Below are 14,092 nucleotides of genomic sequence, written 5' to 3'. Positions count from 1 at the left end.
AATGAAGAACTTGATGAAGGGGTTAGTGGTAGTTCTGTTGTTGTCATTAGTATTAGCTGCATGTAGCGGTTCGGAGGAGCAGGAAGAGATCATTAGTTACCATAATGATTTAATTGAGTATAACGATGAAGTGCTTGGTGAAATTGAAGGAATTATTCAACAAGCAGCAACAGCAACAACAATTGAAGAGAATTATGAGATGCAGAAAGATTTACCCGATCTTGTTGGCAAAATGGTAACTAATCTTGAATCAAAAGACCCGGAGTCAGAAGCTGTAAAAGACTATCATGATTTACGAAAGAAACAAATAACTGCTTGGCATGAAGCTATGAAACTTGAAGTGGACATATTAGGTCAGTTGGCTAATGGTGAAATGACTGAGGAAGAAGCCGCTGAAGCATCGACCGAAGTGGATGAGTTAATGGTTGAGTTTGATGAATTAACTCAAGAAGTAGAAAACAAGATCATAGAGTTTGAAGAAGAATATGATATTGAGTTTGAAGAGGGAGATGTTTGAGTTAAATTGATTCATATAACTCAAACAAAAAAGTTTTAAAACATAACTCCAAAAAAGAGGTGTAAACATGTTTAGATCAGAAAAAGGTGTAAAAAGACTATTCTTGTTTTTAATGATTTTTGCTTATGTTATATACATCCCTGTAACACTTGTTGAGTTAATTAATGGTACTGCTGCAATCGGATCTGTAATAACGGCTGTGGTATTAGGTGTGGGATTACCCATAATGAGAAAAAGATATTTAAATACTATTAAAGAGAATGATTATAACCATTCAGCATGATATAAAGGGGCACAATCATGGTTGATTATACTTTTATAATAATAGGAATCATCCCTTATATGTGGTTGTATGTTTCTTATATTAATGTAAAAAAAGGTAAGAAAGAGAAATTAAATAAGAAGGGCCCATTATTTCTTTTTATCACAATATGTTTATTAATATTGGTGTTAGCCATTTATCAAAAAAGTAAATATGAACTACCAATTTTTATGGACCATTCAAACCTTATCGGGGGTTTGATAGTTTCATTAACTATATTCATCATTATTGGTCTTATAAATTTAGGTATAACATTTCGATATCGCAAAAATCCATTACCTAAAAACCTTCATGATCCAAAAGCCATGTGGATCTTTACTACGTTTTTAGCAGTAAGCATGTTTATTTTTATGGCTTGGATTTATCCAGCGGCTAACAAATTAGATTATACCATTGCCTTGAACAATGCCTATAGTGAACTCGAACAAGTGGATGATGAAGAAATTGGTTTAAGGTTAGCCGTTTCAGAAGACAGGTGCCTTAGAAGAAGAAATTGTGATTTTAAGATATATAATGTGTTTTATGCCAGAAACAATATGGATGAGGTTAAAGAAGTTCAATTTCTAATTAGAACCGTAAATAGAGACGGTAGTACACAGAAGGAAATAGAATCTAAGGTTATGAGGTTAGAGCCAGGGGAAATTAAGTTGGTTGAAACTGAAGAAACTAATTCAACAGCTGATGTTTGGATGAAGTATTCATTTACTACAGAAAATTGGTTTGATGGGTATCAATTTAAATCTCGCTATAGGGATGTTGACTAAATTAATGAAGCCTCCGCACACGCGAAGGCTTCATTTTATTTATTCTTCATTAATCCCAACTTGATCAAAGCCGCTTGCTGTCGCTTGGACTTCCTCGCTTCCTTCACCGTATAAGTCGATTGCTGATTGAACAATCACTTGTCTAGCTTCTTGGAAGTCGGAGTTAGGTGTTAGATAGTGAACGAGTGCGCGGTAATATATTTGACCTAATGCTTCTCGTCCGATTTCTTGTGCAGTTAAGTAAGCTGCATGGTTAATGATTGACGAGTTGATGTGAACGCCACCATTGTCTAAATACCATGGTAAGTCATAGTATTCATCCATGTGAGATGGGTACATTCCCTCACCGTTACCGTATGGAATATACGCTTCATTGACTGGGAATTTACTTGGGTCGCTCAGGCTACGAAGTGCTGTGCGTCCGTCTTCAATCGCGCCTGGTCCCATAATGTCCTCACCTAGCTCCCAGTTTTCATCGTCAATGATCGCTCCGAATATATCTGCATAGGCTTCGTTAAGGGCACCTGATTGATTTCGATAGACTAGATTAGCAGTATTTGTAATAACGCCGTGGGTCATTTCGTGTGCAGCGACATCGAGGCCGGCTGATAATGGTACTAAGAAATCACCATCGCCATTACCATAAGTCATGTGACGTCCGTTCCAAAACGCGTTATTGTAATTGTTTCCAAAGTTAACATATGACACAATCGCCATTCCTTCATCATCTAAAGAATTACGATCATGGGCTTCTTTATAGTAGTCATACACCTGTTCGGAGTTATAATGCGCATCGACACCTGGTGCATGCTCTTCCTCTTTAAATGAAGCACTTTCGTTCGTCACAAGTTCTCCAGTTTTGTAGTCATACGTAAAAATACCTTCTAACCCTTCATGTGAATGGTCAGCTAGCATAAACTTCGTGCTGTCGCCATCTGCTTTGGTGCGGGACATGTGGAGGTCTCCGCGATGTTCGCCATGAACGCCAGTACCTACGCCTTTATGATCCTCCATTTCATATTCTTCTAACGGGTGTAGCGCATTAAGTTTGTCAATGACTTGTCCGCTATGGGCATCGACATAGACAAACCAGTTTCCTGGGTCATCTGACATGAATGTGACGTTAACCTTATGAGCTAAATAATTTTCTCCTTCAAACGGGTATACAACAAGCTCGGATTTCGGCTTATACCTTAGCTCTTTAGGGGCTTTTACATCTGTTTTAGCAATCTCCATAGCTTCGTTAGCGCTTAGCTTAGGAGTTGTATCTAAATTTTCTAAGGCGTTTTCTTCACTGACATGACCGTTCATCGCAACGACTTCATTTTGGTCGTTAAAGTGAACAATCACTTCTGTGCCTTCAATAGGGATGCCGTTCTTCTCTTGATTGAATCGAACATGGGTCATGCCTAGTTCATCTGTTTCGACCTTTTTAGCTTTTAGGTTTTCTTCTGTCTTTTGAATGCCAAGCTTGTTTTTTTGTTTGTTCAAGTAAGCTTTTGCGTTCTTAACATCACTGTTTGCGAAACGCTCTTGGTGCATTTCCTGTACAAATACCGGAACGTGTTCCTTAAATTCTTTCACTTTTTGTTGAGATAAAACGTTCGGTGCTTGTACATCCTCCTGCATAAGTGCGTGGCTTGTTTGAAAACCACCAAATAATAGCGATGATGCTAAAACAACACTGGTTGCTTTACGCATTTTCATAAAATAAACCCCTCCCAATAGATTATTAATAGTCATTATAGATTGATAGAGAGGAATCGTCATGATTAGTTATCATTATATTTAGAAAATTTAAACAATAGTTAAAAAGTTTGAGTGAAAGCCTGCAAAAGGTTTATTTAGCGTAGTTAGAGCAAGTGATAGAAGAGTATTAATACTATAGTATGATACTTCGTGTGACGAATGTTTTTAGGGATTATGAACTATAAAAAGGTTAATAGTTTGCAAGTTTTTCCTTTGACAAAATGGTGAATCCTTAATATGATAATGTATGTCATTAATTCCGACAAAATTTATCAGAAAAGGTGATTTTATATGGCTACAACAAGAGTACAGCCAGTCAATGAAGTAAAAGATCCTGTGAAAGCTAACGACACGGGTTTGAATAAACCACAAACAAAATTAATTGTGGGAGCATTAGTTGTGACAGCCATTCTTATGGTTTATCTATTGATGACACAAGAGGCTATGCAACCAGTGTTATTATTACTAGGGCTACTATTAGGTTACACACTATTCCATGCGCGTTTCGGCTTTACGTCAGCGTTTCGTCGCTTTGCATCTGTCGGTAATGGTCAGGCGCTACGGGCGCACATGTTAATGCTAGGAGTTGCGGTAACATTATTCGCACCTATATTAGCGTTTGGTATATCCTTCTTTGGAACAGGTGCAGCGGGCTATGTCGCACCTGTGGGGATTAGTGTTTTAGTTGGTGCGTTCATGTTTGGAATCGGTATGCAGTTAGGTGGCGGTTGCGCATCAGGTACGCTTTATGCTGTTGGTGGCGGCCGTACGGTGATGCTCATCACATTACTATTTTTCATCGTGGGTGCAACAGTAGGAGCTGCCCATTTACCATTTTGGACAGAGGAACTCCCATCGATGGAAGCTTTCTCACTTGCGACATCAACTGGTCTAGGGTACGGAGGTGCCTGGGCTGTGTCGATCGCATTATTTGGATTAATTGCTTGGATCACACTTGTCGTAGAACGTAAGAAAAAGGCTCCGAAAATGGCGCCACTTCCTACGACAGCAGGTTGGAAACGTATTTTCCGTGGTTCATGGCCACTATTTGCAGCAGCGATTGCGCTTGCTGTTTTAAATGCGTTAACGCTTATGACGCGAGGCAATCCATGGGGCATTACGTCTGCATTTGCCTTATGGGGATCTAAAGCAGCGGACTTTCTAGGCATTGACGTCGCTAGCTGGAGCTATTGGCAAGGTGCTAATGCTCAGGCGTTAGAAGCATCTATTTTTGCAGACTCGACAACAATTCTAAACTTTGGTGTTATTTTAGGTGCTTTCTTAGCATCAGCTGCAGGAGGATTATTTAAGTTCTCTAACCTTACTAAAGGGAATGTGACGGCAGCAATCATCGGTGGTTTACTAATGGGTTACGGCGCACGCCTAGCATTCGGTTGTAATATTGGAGCATACTTCGGTGGAATTGCATCATTTAGTTTACACGGATACGTTTGGGGCATTATGGCTTTAGCCGGTACGTTTATCGCACTGTACCTCAGACCGCTATTCGGATTATCCGTACCAAAACCAAAAGACTCATTTTGTTAAAATCTACCTCTTATTGTGATTGCAATAAGAGGTTTTTTCTGTATTTTTGTAGAACTTAGTTATAACAAAAATTTTGGGAGGTTTCTAGAATGTCGAATGCGGTTTTGCAAGAAAAGATTAATAACCTTCATCAAGAATTGGCTTCTAAAAGGAAGGAATTGTTTGAGCTGTTGAAGCAGGAGGAAAATGTGGTCATTGATCATTATGAATTGTTGGATCGAGAAGGTAATTAAGTGTAAGTCGATGAGCTATTTGGTGATGCTGACACATTGTATGTCATTCAGAACATGGGGAAGTCCTGTAATTATTGTATGCTTTGGGCGGACGAAATCAATGGCATCTTGCACCATTTAGAAAGTGTCGCACCAGTCGTATTAGCCTCATCGGACGAACCGGATGCCATGGCTGAATTTGCGGATCAACGTAATTGGAATTTCAAACTAGTTTCAACTTCACAATCTAGATTCAAACAGGCGTTAGGTTTTGAAACTTTTGAGGGTTCACCTCAGCCAGGCGTGTCCATTTTGAAAAAAGACGGAGATGGTCAGATTTATCATTCGACGGCAGAAGACTCCTTCCTCAAAACGCGATAGCGTTTAGGTGGGAGTAGTTCAACAATACTCATCAGCTCCATTCGGTCCTGGAGATTCATTCTGTGGTATGTGGTCGTTCATAGATTTACTACATGAAGAGGAAAGTCAGTGGGCACCGAAAAAGGCATATTAATTTCTGTGAGCTTTTGCGCTAGTTCGGCGCAAAAGCTTTTTTAAAAAAGTGTGATGACTCAAATAAAAGCAGCAGCCTTGCAATTGTAATATTGTAAATAACATAGTTCTTTAAAAGCTATTACACATTTCTATCTAATAATATCAAATATTGACATTTTTTTGATAATTATGTATATTCATATAAAGAAATGCATCTTTAATATAAGGTTTGCAACAATAAGCTATTAATAACGGCGGTGGAAAACCATGAAATTGCACAGTAAGCGAAGCTTATTTATGGTGGCTGGCGTACTAATGATTATCATTAGTATGCTTGCCTACAGTTTTTCTATAATGAAACAAGCGAACGAGGAAGTGACTCAAAATATTACAGATTTCTCCAGGGGTAGCTACGATATTCTGATTCGTCCAGACGGTGCCCGAACGGATTTGGAACGTCAACTAAATCTTGTGGAGGAGAATTATTTAGGGGTTGGAAAAGGTGGCATTAGTCTAGAAGAATGGACCAATATTAAAAATCATGAGAATGTGGAAATTGCTGCCCCAGTAGCCTCAATTGGTCTGTTTACGGCTCTTGATAGAACATGGATGATGGAGAAGAATCCTGTTGACCCTATTTATTATGAAGTGGAATATAGCACTTCAGACGGGCATCATGATTATATCGCTCAAGAGAAGACGTTCATGTATGATTTTGGTGAACCCCAGCTTAGATTTGGTTCAAATTTTGACGTAACAAGTGCTTATTTTGGTGAAGATATTGCGACTTTCAATTTTCCTGTTTCATATCATCAAGTTGTTGCTATCGACCCAGTGGAAGAAGAAAAATTAATTGGGCAAGATTTTTCTCCTTTAGAAGAAAAAGCGTTTGATCCTAACACTGGCTATTTTGAGGGAGAAGAAGGATATGCATCAATCATGACACTATCTGATGTATCTGTTCCTGTGGAAATGCGAGTTACTATTGATACATTAGAGCCATTGACCGATGCAGAACTGACGGAAATATACAACCATTCTGTTAGAGGTAACCCGAGTCTGACAATGGCAGAGTTTCCTGAAGAATATGCTGAATTAGTTGAGGAATATCTATCGCCCAAAAGACTACATAACCCTAAGGTGCTAAATTTGCACCCGAGTGACAATCATTTTCCTTTTTCTGAAGGTGTTTTATATGTAACAGAAGACGAAAAGTTGTCTATTGGTAAGCCAGAGGATATTCCTAATTATGGTCAAGTATCTCATTTTACTGCCCAACGAATAAAATTTAATCTGGAGCCTGTAGACTATATTATCCGGGAAGATCAATCATTAGCAGTGGAGCAAGTTGGAATGGATGATTATTATCAAGCACCTATTTATCGGGAAATGCATAAAGAAATGATTTACGAGGTGGATGAAGAGAACAAACCACTGAACGATGATGAATTCTTTGCATTTGTGGAAAATGGAACGTACTCGATCACAGAGAATGATAATCAACTAGCATCTTCCCCTTTAGGGATTTACGGTGGCGAGACTCCTTATCTAAAAAGTGATGAAACTATTACTCTGCATCCATCTGCAATTGCAGGTAGTTTTATAACAACACCTGCACATGGGTTAATTTCACTGAAGTGGGCTGAAAGAGTGAAAGGAGAAAATCCAATTGATGCAATCCGTGTCAGAGTAGCGGGTATTGATGGATATGACCAAGCTGCGGCAGAATTAATTGAGTCGCTTGCCAGTGAGTGGGAAGCACAGGGTTATACTGTAGATATTGTCGCTGGAGCATCTTTAACCGAAATGACTGTCGATGTAGAAGGCATTGGGGAAGTTGTTCAGTCTTTTACAACATTAGGTGCTGCCGACCAAATTTTGAATAGCTGGAATGCCTTGCAATTATTAATCACAATTCTCTTCTTTTTCGTCGCATTTACGTTTATCTTGTTTATTTTTCATCAAATGCTTAAAACAAGACAGAAGGATGAAGCTTTATTAGCACAACTTGGTTGGTCTTCTAGCCATATCCGTAAATTGCGGTTAAAGGAATGGTCAAGATTGCTTTTAATACCTATTGTGGTTGCATTACTTATAAGCAGTATTATTGGTATTCAGACAGGAAATAACACGATGTTTATCTACAGTGTTTTTCTCAGCATATTAGTGTTGATAAGCTATATCATAGCCTTCCAGTTAGTGAAGAAGAAAAACAGTCAAGTTGTTTTGCTGGGGAAAAGTATACTGACTCAGAATATATTTTTCCATTTTCCATTGATTTTTGCCGCATGTATACAGATTTTTATCATAACACTGATGACAAGCTTTCTACCATTTTTCCTTCAGCAGTTCATTGGAAATGTAACCGAAACAAGGTTGGGTGTGTATGTACATGGAAATATTGAGGGAATTTTTCTAGTGATGGTGGTTCTCTTATATATAGTGGGAATGATCACTGTTATTCAATCGATGGCCAATTTGTGGAGAGTACGAAAGAAGGAACTTTACTTATTTAATACTATTGGCTGGAATAAAAAGAAAATAAAACAATATTTTTTGAAGGAAGTTTTGATATGGGGAAGTGTAGCGACTGGTTTAGGCTTTATGATAAGTCTTATTGCTATAGCTTTTTTAGTAGAATTATCTTTCCAGATCATTGCGGGTAGTATGATTTCAATACTGCTTATTATAGGACTTACTTTACTAATTGCTAATCAATCTATGAATTGGTTCTTTTTTAGAGGGGTAGATGACCATGCTTATCAAGATTAACAATGTAACAAAATCCTATCAAATAAATAAGGAAAAGGTGCACGTGTTAAAAGGGATTGATTTTGAAGTTGAATCAGGAGATTGGCTGACGATTACAGGACCGTCCGGCTCAGGAAAGACAACGCTATTGAAAGTCTTATCTGGCATTGAACAACCTGACGAAGGGTCTATTATGATTGATGATTTTCATATTTCCGAAGAAACAGAAGAAGAAAAAAGAAATTTCCGGAGAAACAATATAGGTTATATATTTCAAGATTTTAAGTTGTTTGAACAGTTCAACATATTATTAAATGTGATGATACCTTTATTGCCGTATGAGAAGAAGGAGAAGGTTGAGATAAAAGCAAAAGAAATTTTGGCCAAAGTAAATCTTTCACATCGAGAGAAGCATCAACCGGGAATGGTATCTGGTGGAGAAAAACAACGAACAGCTATTGCAAGATCCTTAATCAATCGTCCTAATATATTGCTTTGTGATGAGCCAACAGGAAATTTAGATGTAGACAGCAGAAATCATGTTATGTCTATACTCAAAGACCTGCAGAAAGAAGGAATCACAATTATTCTTGTGACTCATGACACAGAGTTAAGTACTTACGGAAACCATTTATTTGAAATGCGAGACGGCCAGTTAACAAGAAAGCAACTCTCTTAATATCTAAGGTGAGACGTTTTTAAAAGAAGTTCATACTATTTAATTATTAAAAAGTGATCATCTCTAGGAGTTTGTTTGAGGTGATTACTTTTAGTTTGCGCTAAACATAGGTGGTGAATGTATATGCAAGTTATATGGTCAAAACGTGCAGCTAAATTTATTAAACCTGCAGATATTTAATGATAAAACCTTGGAACGTTTAATCCTTTTTCATTCTTAAGCGACACATGAAGTTCTAAATCATAGTTAATAGCAGCGTAAAAAACTTCTTGCACATCGATAATACCTCGCTTAGCCAATTCTTCTTTCAACCATGCTTCATTCAGGCTGAACGATGATAAGATACTTGTGTAAATTTCGCCTTCCATAATGACAGGTAAAGATATGCTAGGTTGACCTCCGTCTAACTTCATATCTTCAATCGTCACGGGGCGCTTTGAGGGTTTTAATAAAACACTCAAACTCCCGTCTGATTCTATGATCGCGGTTTGCACGTCATTGAGGTCAAATACATTTTTCTCCCTCAATAACTGAAGGATATTATCGATGGAGTACCGAATTCGTTTCAAGTTTTGATTTAAAAACTTACCATCCTGAACAACGACAGTCGGCTCAAAGGTTAAATATCTACCGATTTTTCGGTTTGCAATTTTCAACTTGGCCACTAAACGTTGTAAAAAGGCAATCGCAATTAACGCCACAACCGTATAGATGTGGGCAATTGAAGGGTCTGCGATGTCAGCCCCAACAAGTGACCCTAATGAAATAATGATCAAAAAATCAAATATCGGAAGTTCGCCAATAGCTCGTTTGCCCATAAAAATGGTAACTAGAAGCAATAAAGGAAGAATGGTGATAATCCGACCCAAAACAATTAGCGTTTCTTTTAATGTTTCATCCATTTATAGGGCTCCTTTAGCGACAGTTTTAACTGTATTTTGACCCAAAGCCTCATCGTCATGCACGGCCCAAGTAAGTATGTTAATCTAAAATTACAAAAAATTTAAACAATAGAGGTGGTACTATGACGACAATTCAACATGCCATTCAGGATGATTATCCAGACAGTTTTGCTCATTGTTATGGTTGTGGACGTTTAAACGAAGAGGGCCATCAATTTAGAACGGGATGGGAAGGTGATCAGACTGTTACCTATCATAAGCCTGAGGAGAAGTATACCGCGATTCCAGGTTTCGTCTATGGTGGATTTTTAGCATCCATAATCGACTGTCATGGAACAGGATCAGCATCGTTAGCTCTACATCGTAAAAATGGTCACAAACCTGGTGACGGAGTGGAGGCGCCAAGATTCGTCACGGCTTCACTCGAGGTAAAATTCACTAGGCCAACACCGCAAGGAACGCTGATAAAAGCAGTTGGCCAGGTTGAAGAGGTCCGTGAAAATAAATTTAAAACTGAGATTGACGTTTACGCAGGGGAGGAACGTGTCGCTTCTGGATCCGTTGTAGCCGTTGTAATGCCAGACAACTTTGCGAAATAGTCATAAAGTGATGTGACTTGTGTAAGCTAAGGAAAAAAAGGAGCAAGTCATGATGGATCGAATAAAACCCATGTTGTATATCTTACTCACTATATTAATATTGGTGGCGTTAGTCACTCGGTTTACTTAAAGAGAATAATTTTACCTATCTAGATAAAAATAACTTTAACGAATGGATGTGGGAGTGAGTCTAGTGGGTAAATATAATTTTACGAAGTGGATCGACGCCTCGCTCAAAACTTTAAAAAGTTTAACTGATGGTGAAAAAGATGATATACATGTTGGAGAAGTCATGGCTTGTTGGACTTATTTAGCTTTTGTAGAAAGCATTATTAGTTATGAAGAGATTAGTTTAAATATGACTAAGAATAAAGAAGTCATTAATTTTGTTAACGAAGCACTTAAAGTTGCAAACTCACATAAACAAGAATTACGTAATTTTATGATTGAAGAAGGGATTCCGCTCCCGAAAGCACCCGAGCATAAACCCAACTCAGAACCAGAGGCTGTGCCTGAAGGGGCTAAATTGACCGACGACGAAATTATGAACACATTAAGTATTAATTTCGTCTATGCAGGAAACATGTGTGGCGGTGCTGCAAGTCAGAGTGTTCGTACAGATGTCGGAATTATGTTTTTGAAATTTCAAATCGATAAATTTTCACTGGGGATGAAAGCGAAAAGCTTAATGCGTAAACGTGGATGGCTTAAGATTCCACCTTATTATCATCCGCCAGGCGCGCCTAGTAAATAATAATAAAAAGACCTTGATCGAGGTCTTTTTATTTTCATCAATATAGCTTACCTTTTCCCAAAAAGCCACTTCCCAGATGCCCCACTCAGTAGTAATCCTAACCCAATACCGATTAAAGTTCCTGCTGCGACTTCATCAAATAATAGCCCGAGTCCAATACCAAGCAACGTACACCCAGGAACGATAAATGCATTTTGTTTCATCACCGATACTCCCCCTTTTGAACTTATACTTTCCATAATATACTATTAATTAGAAAATTAGAATACATTAGGTTTCTAACAAAAAACCACCGCACATTCATGCGGTGGCTGATAGAAAATCAATCGTCTAAATCCTCACGATACTTAAAGTATTGTTTTTTGATTTCGGGGTGATCTTCAAAAAATCGAACTAATGAAGATATACAGAACGTTGTTTCTTTTCCGATATGATGCTCGACTCCTTCAACTTCTTCGTAAATGTTATCTGAATCAATCTCAAACACTCGGAAAAAGTCTTCCAACGTTTGATGTTTATCTACAATGTCTTTGGCGATTTTTTTACCTTTAGACGTTAAAACAAATCCTCGATATTTTTCATAAACGCCAAGTCCTTTGCGATCTAACCGTTTCATCATTTTAGTAACAGAGGAAGGCAATACATCAAGGTGTTCGGCGATATCGGTTGCACGTGCGTACCCTTTTTCTTCAAACATTAGGTATATGATTTCGAGATAATCCTCCATGTTAGGTGTTGTAGCCAAAAAGCTTCCTCCTTTGACGAATCCCTTTAGTTATATTTTAGACGAAAAGGACAAGTTTTTAAATAAATAATAAAATACTTAAGGCCATTATCGCCATCCCACTGATGACACCGTAGATCGGCAAGTGAGTTTCGTCGTATTTTTTGGCAGCTGGTAAAAGTTCATCAAGTGAGATAAATACCATGATGCCAGCCACTCCGGCAAAGATAATGCCAAACATCACATCGTTTAAATACGGCATTAAAATTAAGAAGGCGACAACTGCGCCAATCGGTTCAGATAGACCGGATAAAAACGATAACTTGAATGCTTTCTTGCGGCTGCCAGTAGCATAATAGATTGGAACCGATACGGCAATCCCCTCTGGAATGTTGTGAATAGCAATCGCAACTGCAATCGCAATACCAAGTGCTGGGTCCTGAAGTGCGGATGTGAAGGTTGCAATTCCTTCAGGAAAGTTATGAATCGCAATGGCAATAGCGGTAAATGTCCCCATCTTAAGTAGGTCAGGGTCTTTAGGTGTTTTATTCATATCCTCGACTTTTTTCAATTCATGAGGGTTCCCCTGCTTTGGAATTAATTTGTCGATAAGGGCAATGAGAATCATCCCTCCGAAAAAACCAGCGACCGTCAGCCAGTTCCCAGACACTTCCCCTAGTGCTGATATGAGTGATTCTTGGGCTTTAAAAAATATCTCGACCATCGAGACATAGATCATGACTCCTGCTGAAAATCCTAGGGTAAATGATAAAAATTTGGTGTTCGTTGTGCTTGTGAAAAAGGCTAGTAAACTGCCTATTCCTGTTGCTAAACCTGCCATGAGGGTTAATCCAAAGGCAAATAATAGATTTTCCGTCATTTATTGCTTCCTCCTATTTTGATTTGTGTTTTCGTGGTGGACAATATGTTTCCACGGGGAAACTTTTTGGATAAAAAAATTTAACGACTCAAGCTAATAAAATGATATGTTTTATTTTTTAAAATGTGTCGTGGTTTTATAAAAAAAGTTGATTTTATGACCGAATGTTTCCTTAAGGCAACTATAACATAAATTTTCTGATAATCAAGATTTTAATCTAATTCGCTGCAGTTACATTCGTATTGAGAGAAAGTATACTCTTTAACTAGTTGTCTGTTTTGGTTAAACACTTTGACGACAGGAGCAATATCTCTTGCGGCAATGGCAGCTACTTCTTCGTCTAAGTTATTTGTGTCACTTATGGTGTGTTCAATCATCGACTCATACAAATTTTCAACCTCGCACACATCATATGTCACGGCTATTAATTCGTTCATGAAAAATCACTCCTTAATTATGTTAATGATGTTTTTAAAACGAACTCTTTAAATGTGTTATATTAGTAATAAATTAGATTAGGAGGGGTAGACATGATTTATCGATACAAAGATCAGTCCCCACGAATTCACGACTCAGTTTTTATTGCGGATAATGCTAGAATCATAGGTGATGTTGAGATTGGTGAAGGTTCTAGTATATGGTTTAATGTAACACTTCGAGGTGATGAAGGTCCAATCAAGATAGGGAAACGATGCAACATCCAAGAAAATTCTATGTGTCATCTATACGAACAATTCCCATTAACGATGGAGGATGAGGTTTCGGTTGGACATAACGCGATTGTGCACGGTTGCACGTTGAGAAAAGGTGTCCTCGTAGGCATGGGTGCGACGGTTTTGGACGGTGCTGAAATCGGAGAATACTCTATCATCGGTGCTAACAGCTTAGTTCCATCAGGTAAGAAAATTCCGCCACGATCACTCGTTTTAGGCTCACCGGCAAAAGTAGTGCGTGAGTTAACTGATAAAGATATGGAAATGATTGAAGAGACCATTTATACTTATGCCAATAAAGGCCAAGAATTTCAAGACCCTGAAGTATTTGAGAAAATTAAATAAGGTTAAAAATGAGGCTGACACAAAACATTTATTAACCTAGTAAAAGACGAATATTATGGAGCTTCATTTTTGCTGAGTCAAAATGCTTCGCTTACCGCAGGCACGGCTTCAACTTCCCCAAACGCACTGTCGTTCGTT

General features: G+C 38.2%; 17 protein-coding genes and 1 pseudogene. 12 read left to right on the top strand and 6 right to left on the bottom strand.

Annotated features, from left to right (window positions below):
• Position 1 precedes the first annotated feature (1 nt).
• The 3 genes from ACTWQB_RS01020 to ACTWQB_RS01010 all read left to right on the top strand — a co-directional run bounded on the left by ACTWQB_RS01020 (position 2) and on the right by ACTWQB_RS01010 (position 1,603).
• Positions 2 to 517 carry a hypothetical protein gene (locus ACTWQB_RS01020; protein ID WP_443137323.1) on the top strand — a complete coding sequence of 172 codons (516 nt, stop codon included), beginning with the start codon at positions 2 to 4 and terminating at the stop codon, positions 515 to 517.
• Between the two features lie 67 nt (positions 518 to 584).
• Complete coding sequence (locus tag ACTWQB_RS01015) at positions 585 to 800, top strand: hypothetical protein (protein WP_443137322.1); 216 nt, start codon at positions 585 to 587, stop codon at positions 798 to 800.
• 17 nt (positions 801 to 817) lie between these two features.
• Positions 818 to 1,603 (top strand): hypothetical protein, encoded by a 786-nt coding sequence (locus ACTWQB_RS01010; RefSeq protein ID WP_443137321.1) that lies wholly within the window; start codon positions 818 to 820, stop codon positions 1,601 to 1,603.
• A 39-nt stretch (positions 1,604 to 1,642) separates the two neighbouring features.
• Here ACTWQB_RS01010 and ACTWQB_RS01005 read toward each other — a convergent pair whose 3' ends face one another.
• Positions 1,643 to 3,310 (bottom strand): M4 family metallopeptidase, encoded by a 1,668-nt coding sequence (locus ACTWQB_RS01005; protein ID WP_443137320.1) that lies wholly within the window; start codon positions 3,308 to 3,310, stop codon positions 1,643 to 1,645.
• Between the two features lie 333 nt (positions 3,311 to 3,643).
• Here ACTWQB_RS01005 and ACTWQB_RS01000 point away from each other — a divergent pair, with 333 nt between their 5' ends.
• The 6 genes and pseudogenes from ACTWQB_RS01000 to ACTWQB_RS00975 all read left to right on the top strand — a co-directional run bounded on the left by ACTWQB_RS01000 (position 3,644) and on the right by ACTWQB_RS00975 (position 9,037).
• A complete protein-coding gene (locus tag ACTWQB_RS01000; protein WP_443137319.1) occupies positions 3,644 to 4,900 on the top strand; it encodes a YeeE/YedE family protein in 1,257 nt (418 codons plus the stop codon).
• Between the two features lie 89 nt (positions 4,901 to 4,989).
• A complete protein-coding gene (locus ACTWQB_RS00995) occupies positions 4,990 to 5,133 on the top strand; it encodes a hypothetical protein (RefSeq protein ID WP_443137318.1) in 144 nt (47 codons plus the stop codon).
• Positions 5,134 to 5,157: 24 nt separating this feature from the next.
• A pseudogene (locus tag ACTWQB_RS00990) lies at positions 5,158 to 5,493 on the top strand (DUF899 family protein); the annotation flags it as partial.
• 7 nt (positions 5,494 to 5,500) lie between these two features.
• Positions 5,501 to 5,626, top strand: a complete 126-nt coding sequence (locus ACTWQB_RS00985) for a hypothetical protein (protein ID WP_443137317.1) — start codon at positions 5,501 to 5,503, stop codon at positions 5,624 to 5,626.
• A 248-nt stretch (positions 5,627 to 5,874) separates the two neighbouring features.
• Positions 5,875 to 8,379: a hypothetical protein gene (locus ACTWQB_RS00980; protein ID WP_443137316.1), complete on the top strand. Its 2,505-nt coding sequence runs from the start codon at positions 5,875 to 5,877 to the stop codon at positions 8,377 to 8,379.
• The gene (locus tag ACTWQB_RS00975; protein WP_443137315.1) at positions 8,363 to 9,037 is read left to right on the top strand and encodes an ABC transporter ATP-binding protein; all 675 of its coding nucleotides are present in this window, start codon (positions 8,363 to 8,365) and stop codon (positions 9,035 to 9,037) included. The genes ACTWQB_RS00980 and ACTWQB_RS00975 overlap by 17 nt, the downstream gene beginning before the upstream one ends.
• Before the next feature lie 176 nt (positions 9,038 to 9,213).
• Here ACTWQB_RS00975 and ACTWQB_RS00970 read toward each other — a convergent pair whose 3' ends face one another.
• Entirely contained in the window at positions 9,214 to 9,939 is a 726-nt protein-coding gene (locus ACTWQB_RS00970; protein ID WP_443137314.1) for a DUF421 domain-containing protein, read from the bottom strand.
• Between the two features lie 122 nt (positions 9,940 to 10,061).
• Between ACTWQB_RS00970 and ACTWQB_RS00965 the strand changes: the two genes are divergently transcribed.
• Both ACTWQB_RS00965 and ACTWQB_RS00960 read left to right on the top strand, forming a co-directional pair.
• Positions 10,062 to 10,538 (top strand): PaaI family thioesterase, encoded by a 477-nt coding sequence (locus ACTWQB_RS00965; RefSeq protein ID WP_443137313.1) that lies wholly within the window; start codon positions 10,062 to 10,064, stop codon positions 10,536 to 10,538.
• 193 nt (positions 10,539 to 10,731) lie between these two features.
• Complete coding sequence (locus ACTWQB_RS00960) at positions 10,732 to 11,292, top strand: DUF3231 family protein (RefSeq protein ID WP_443137312.1); 561 nt, start codon at positions 10,732 to 10,734, stop codon at positions 11,290 to 11,292.
• Positions 11,293 to 11,339: 47 nt separating this feature from the next.
• Here ACTWQB_RS00960 and ACTWQB_RS00955 read toward each other — a convergent pair whose 3' ends face one another.
• The 4 genes from ACTWQB_RS00955 to ACTWQB_RS00940 form a co-directional block, all read right to left on the bottom strand.
• A complete protein-coding gene (locus ACTWQB_RS00955; protein WP_443137311.1) occupies positions 11,340 to 11,498 on the bottom strand; it encodes a hypothetical protein in 159 nt (52 codons plus the stop codon).
• Between the two features lie 116 nt (positions 11,499 to 11,614).
• The gene (gene mntR / locus ACTWQB_RS00950) at positions 11,615 to 12,037 is read right to left on the bottom strand and encodes a transcriptional regulator MntR (RefSeq protein ID WP_443137310.1); all 423 of its coding nucleotides are present in this window, start codon (positions 12,035 to 12,037) and stop codon (positions 11,615 to 11,617) included.
• Between the two features lie 58 nt (positions 12,038 to 12,095).
• Positions 12,096 to 12,896: a zinc transporter ZupT gene (zupT, locus tag ACTWQB_RS00945; protein WP_443137309.1), complete on the bottom strand. Its 801-nt coding sequence runs from the start codon at positions 12,894 to 12,896 to the stop codon at positions 12,096 to 12,098.
• Positions 12,897 to 13,108: 212 nt separating this feature from the next.
• Entirely contained in the window at positions 13,109 to 13,333 is a 225-nt protein-coding gene (locus tag ACTWQB_RS00940; protein ID WP_443137308.1) for a hypothetical protein, read from the bottom strand.
• Between the two features lie 93 nt (positions 13,334 to 13,426).
• Between ACTWQB_RS00940 and ACTWQB_RS00935 the strand changes: the two genes are divergently transcribed.
• Positions 13,427 to 13,954, top strand: a complete 528-nt coding sequence (locus ACTWQB_RS00935; protein ID WP_443137307.1) for a gamma carbonic anhydrase family protein — start codon at positions 13,427 to 13,429, stop codon at positions 13,952 to 13,954.
• The last annotated feature ends 138 nt before the right edge of the window (positions 13,955 to 14,092 follow it).

It is taken from the genome of Piscibacillus sp. B03 (genome assembly GCF_052246295.1).
Classification (GTDB): domain Bacteria; phylum Bacillota; class Bacilli; order Bacillales; family Alkalibacillaceae; genus Piscibacillus.
Note: the sequence above shows the minus strand (reverse complement) of the source record. Positions and strands in the feature narration are given on the sequence as shown.

Excerpts from the sequence above, each read along its gene's own strand:
- ACTWQB_RS01020 (WP_443137323.1), top strand. The coding sequence starts at position 2 with ATGAAGAACTTGATGAAGGGGTTAGTGGTAGTTCTGTTGTTGTCATTA.
- ACTWQB_RS01015 (WP_443137322.1), top strand. The coding sequence starts at position 585 with ATGTTTAGATCAGAAAAAGGTGTAAAAAGACTATTCTTGTTTTTAATG.
- ACTWQB_RS01010 (WP_443137321.1), top strand. The coding sequence starts at position 818 with ATGGTTGATTATACTTTTATAATAATAGGAATCATCCCTTATATGTGG.
- ACTWQB_RS01005 (WP_443137320.1), bottom strand. The coding sequence starts at position 3,310 with ATGAAAATGCGTAAAGCAACCAGTGTTGTTTTAGCATCATCGCTATTA.
- ACTWQB_RS01000 (WP_443137319.1), top strand. The coding sequence starts at position 3,644 with ATGGCTACAACAAGAGTACAGCCAGTCAATGAAGTAAAAGATCCTGTG.
- ACTWQB_RS00995 (WP_443137318.1), top strand. The coding sequence starts at position 4,990 with ATGTCGAATGCGGTTTTGCAAGAAAAGATTAATAACCTTCATCAAGAA.
- ACTWQB_RS00980 (WP_443137316.1), top strand. The coding sequence starts at position 5,875 with ATGAAATTGCACAGTAAGCGAAGCTTATTTATGGTGGCTGGCGTACTA.
- ACTWQB_RS00975 (WP_443137315.1), top strand. The coding sequence starts at position 8,363 with ATGCTTATCAAGATTAACAATGTAACAAAATCCTATCAAATAAATAAG.
- ACTWQB_RS00970 (WP_443137314.1), bottom strand. The coding sequence starts at position 9,939 with ATGGATGAAACATTAAAAGAAACGCTAATTGTTTTGGGTCGGATTATC.
- ACTWQB_RS00965 (WP_443137313.1), top strand. The coding sequence starts at position 10,062 with ATGACGACAATTCAACATGCCATTCAGGATGATTATCCAGACAGTTTT.
- zupT (WP_443137309.1), bottom strand. The coding sequence starts at position 12,896 with ATGACGGAAAATCTATTATTTGCCTTTGGATTAACCCTCATGGCAGGT.
- ACTWQB_RS00940 (WP_443137308.1), bottom strand. The coding sequence starts at position 13,333 with ATGAACGAATTAATAGCCGTGACATATGATGTGTGCGAGGTTGAAAAT.
- ACTWQB_RS00935 (WP_443137307.1), top strand. The coding sequence starts at position 13,427 with ATGATTTATCGATACAAAGATCAGTCCCCACGAATTCACGACTCAGTT.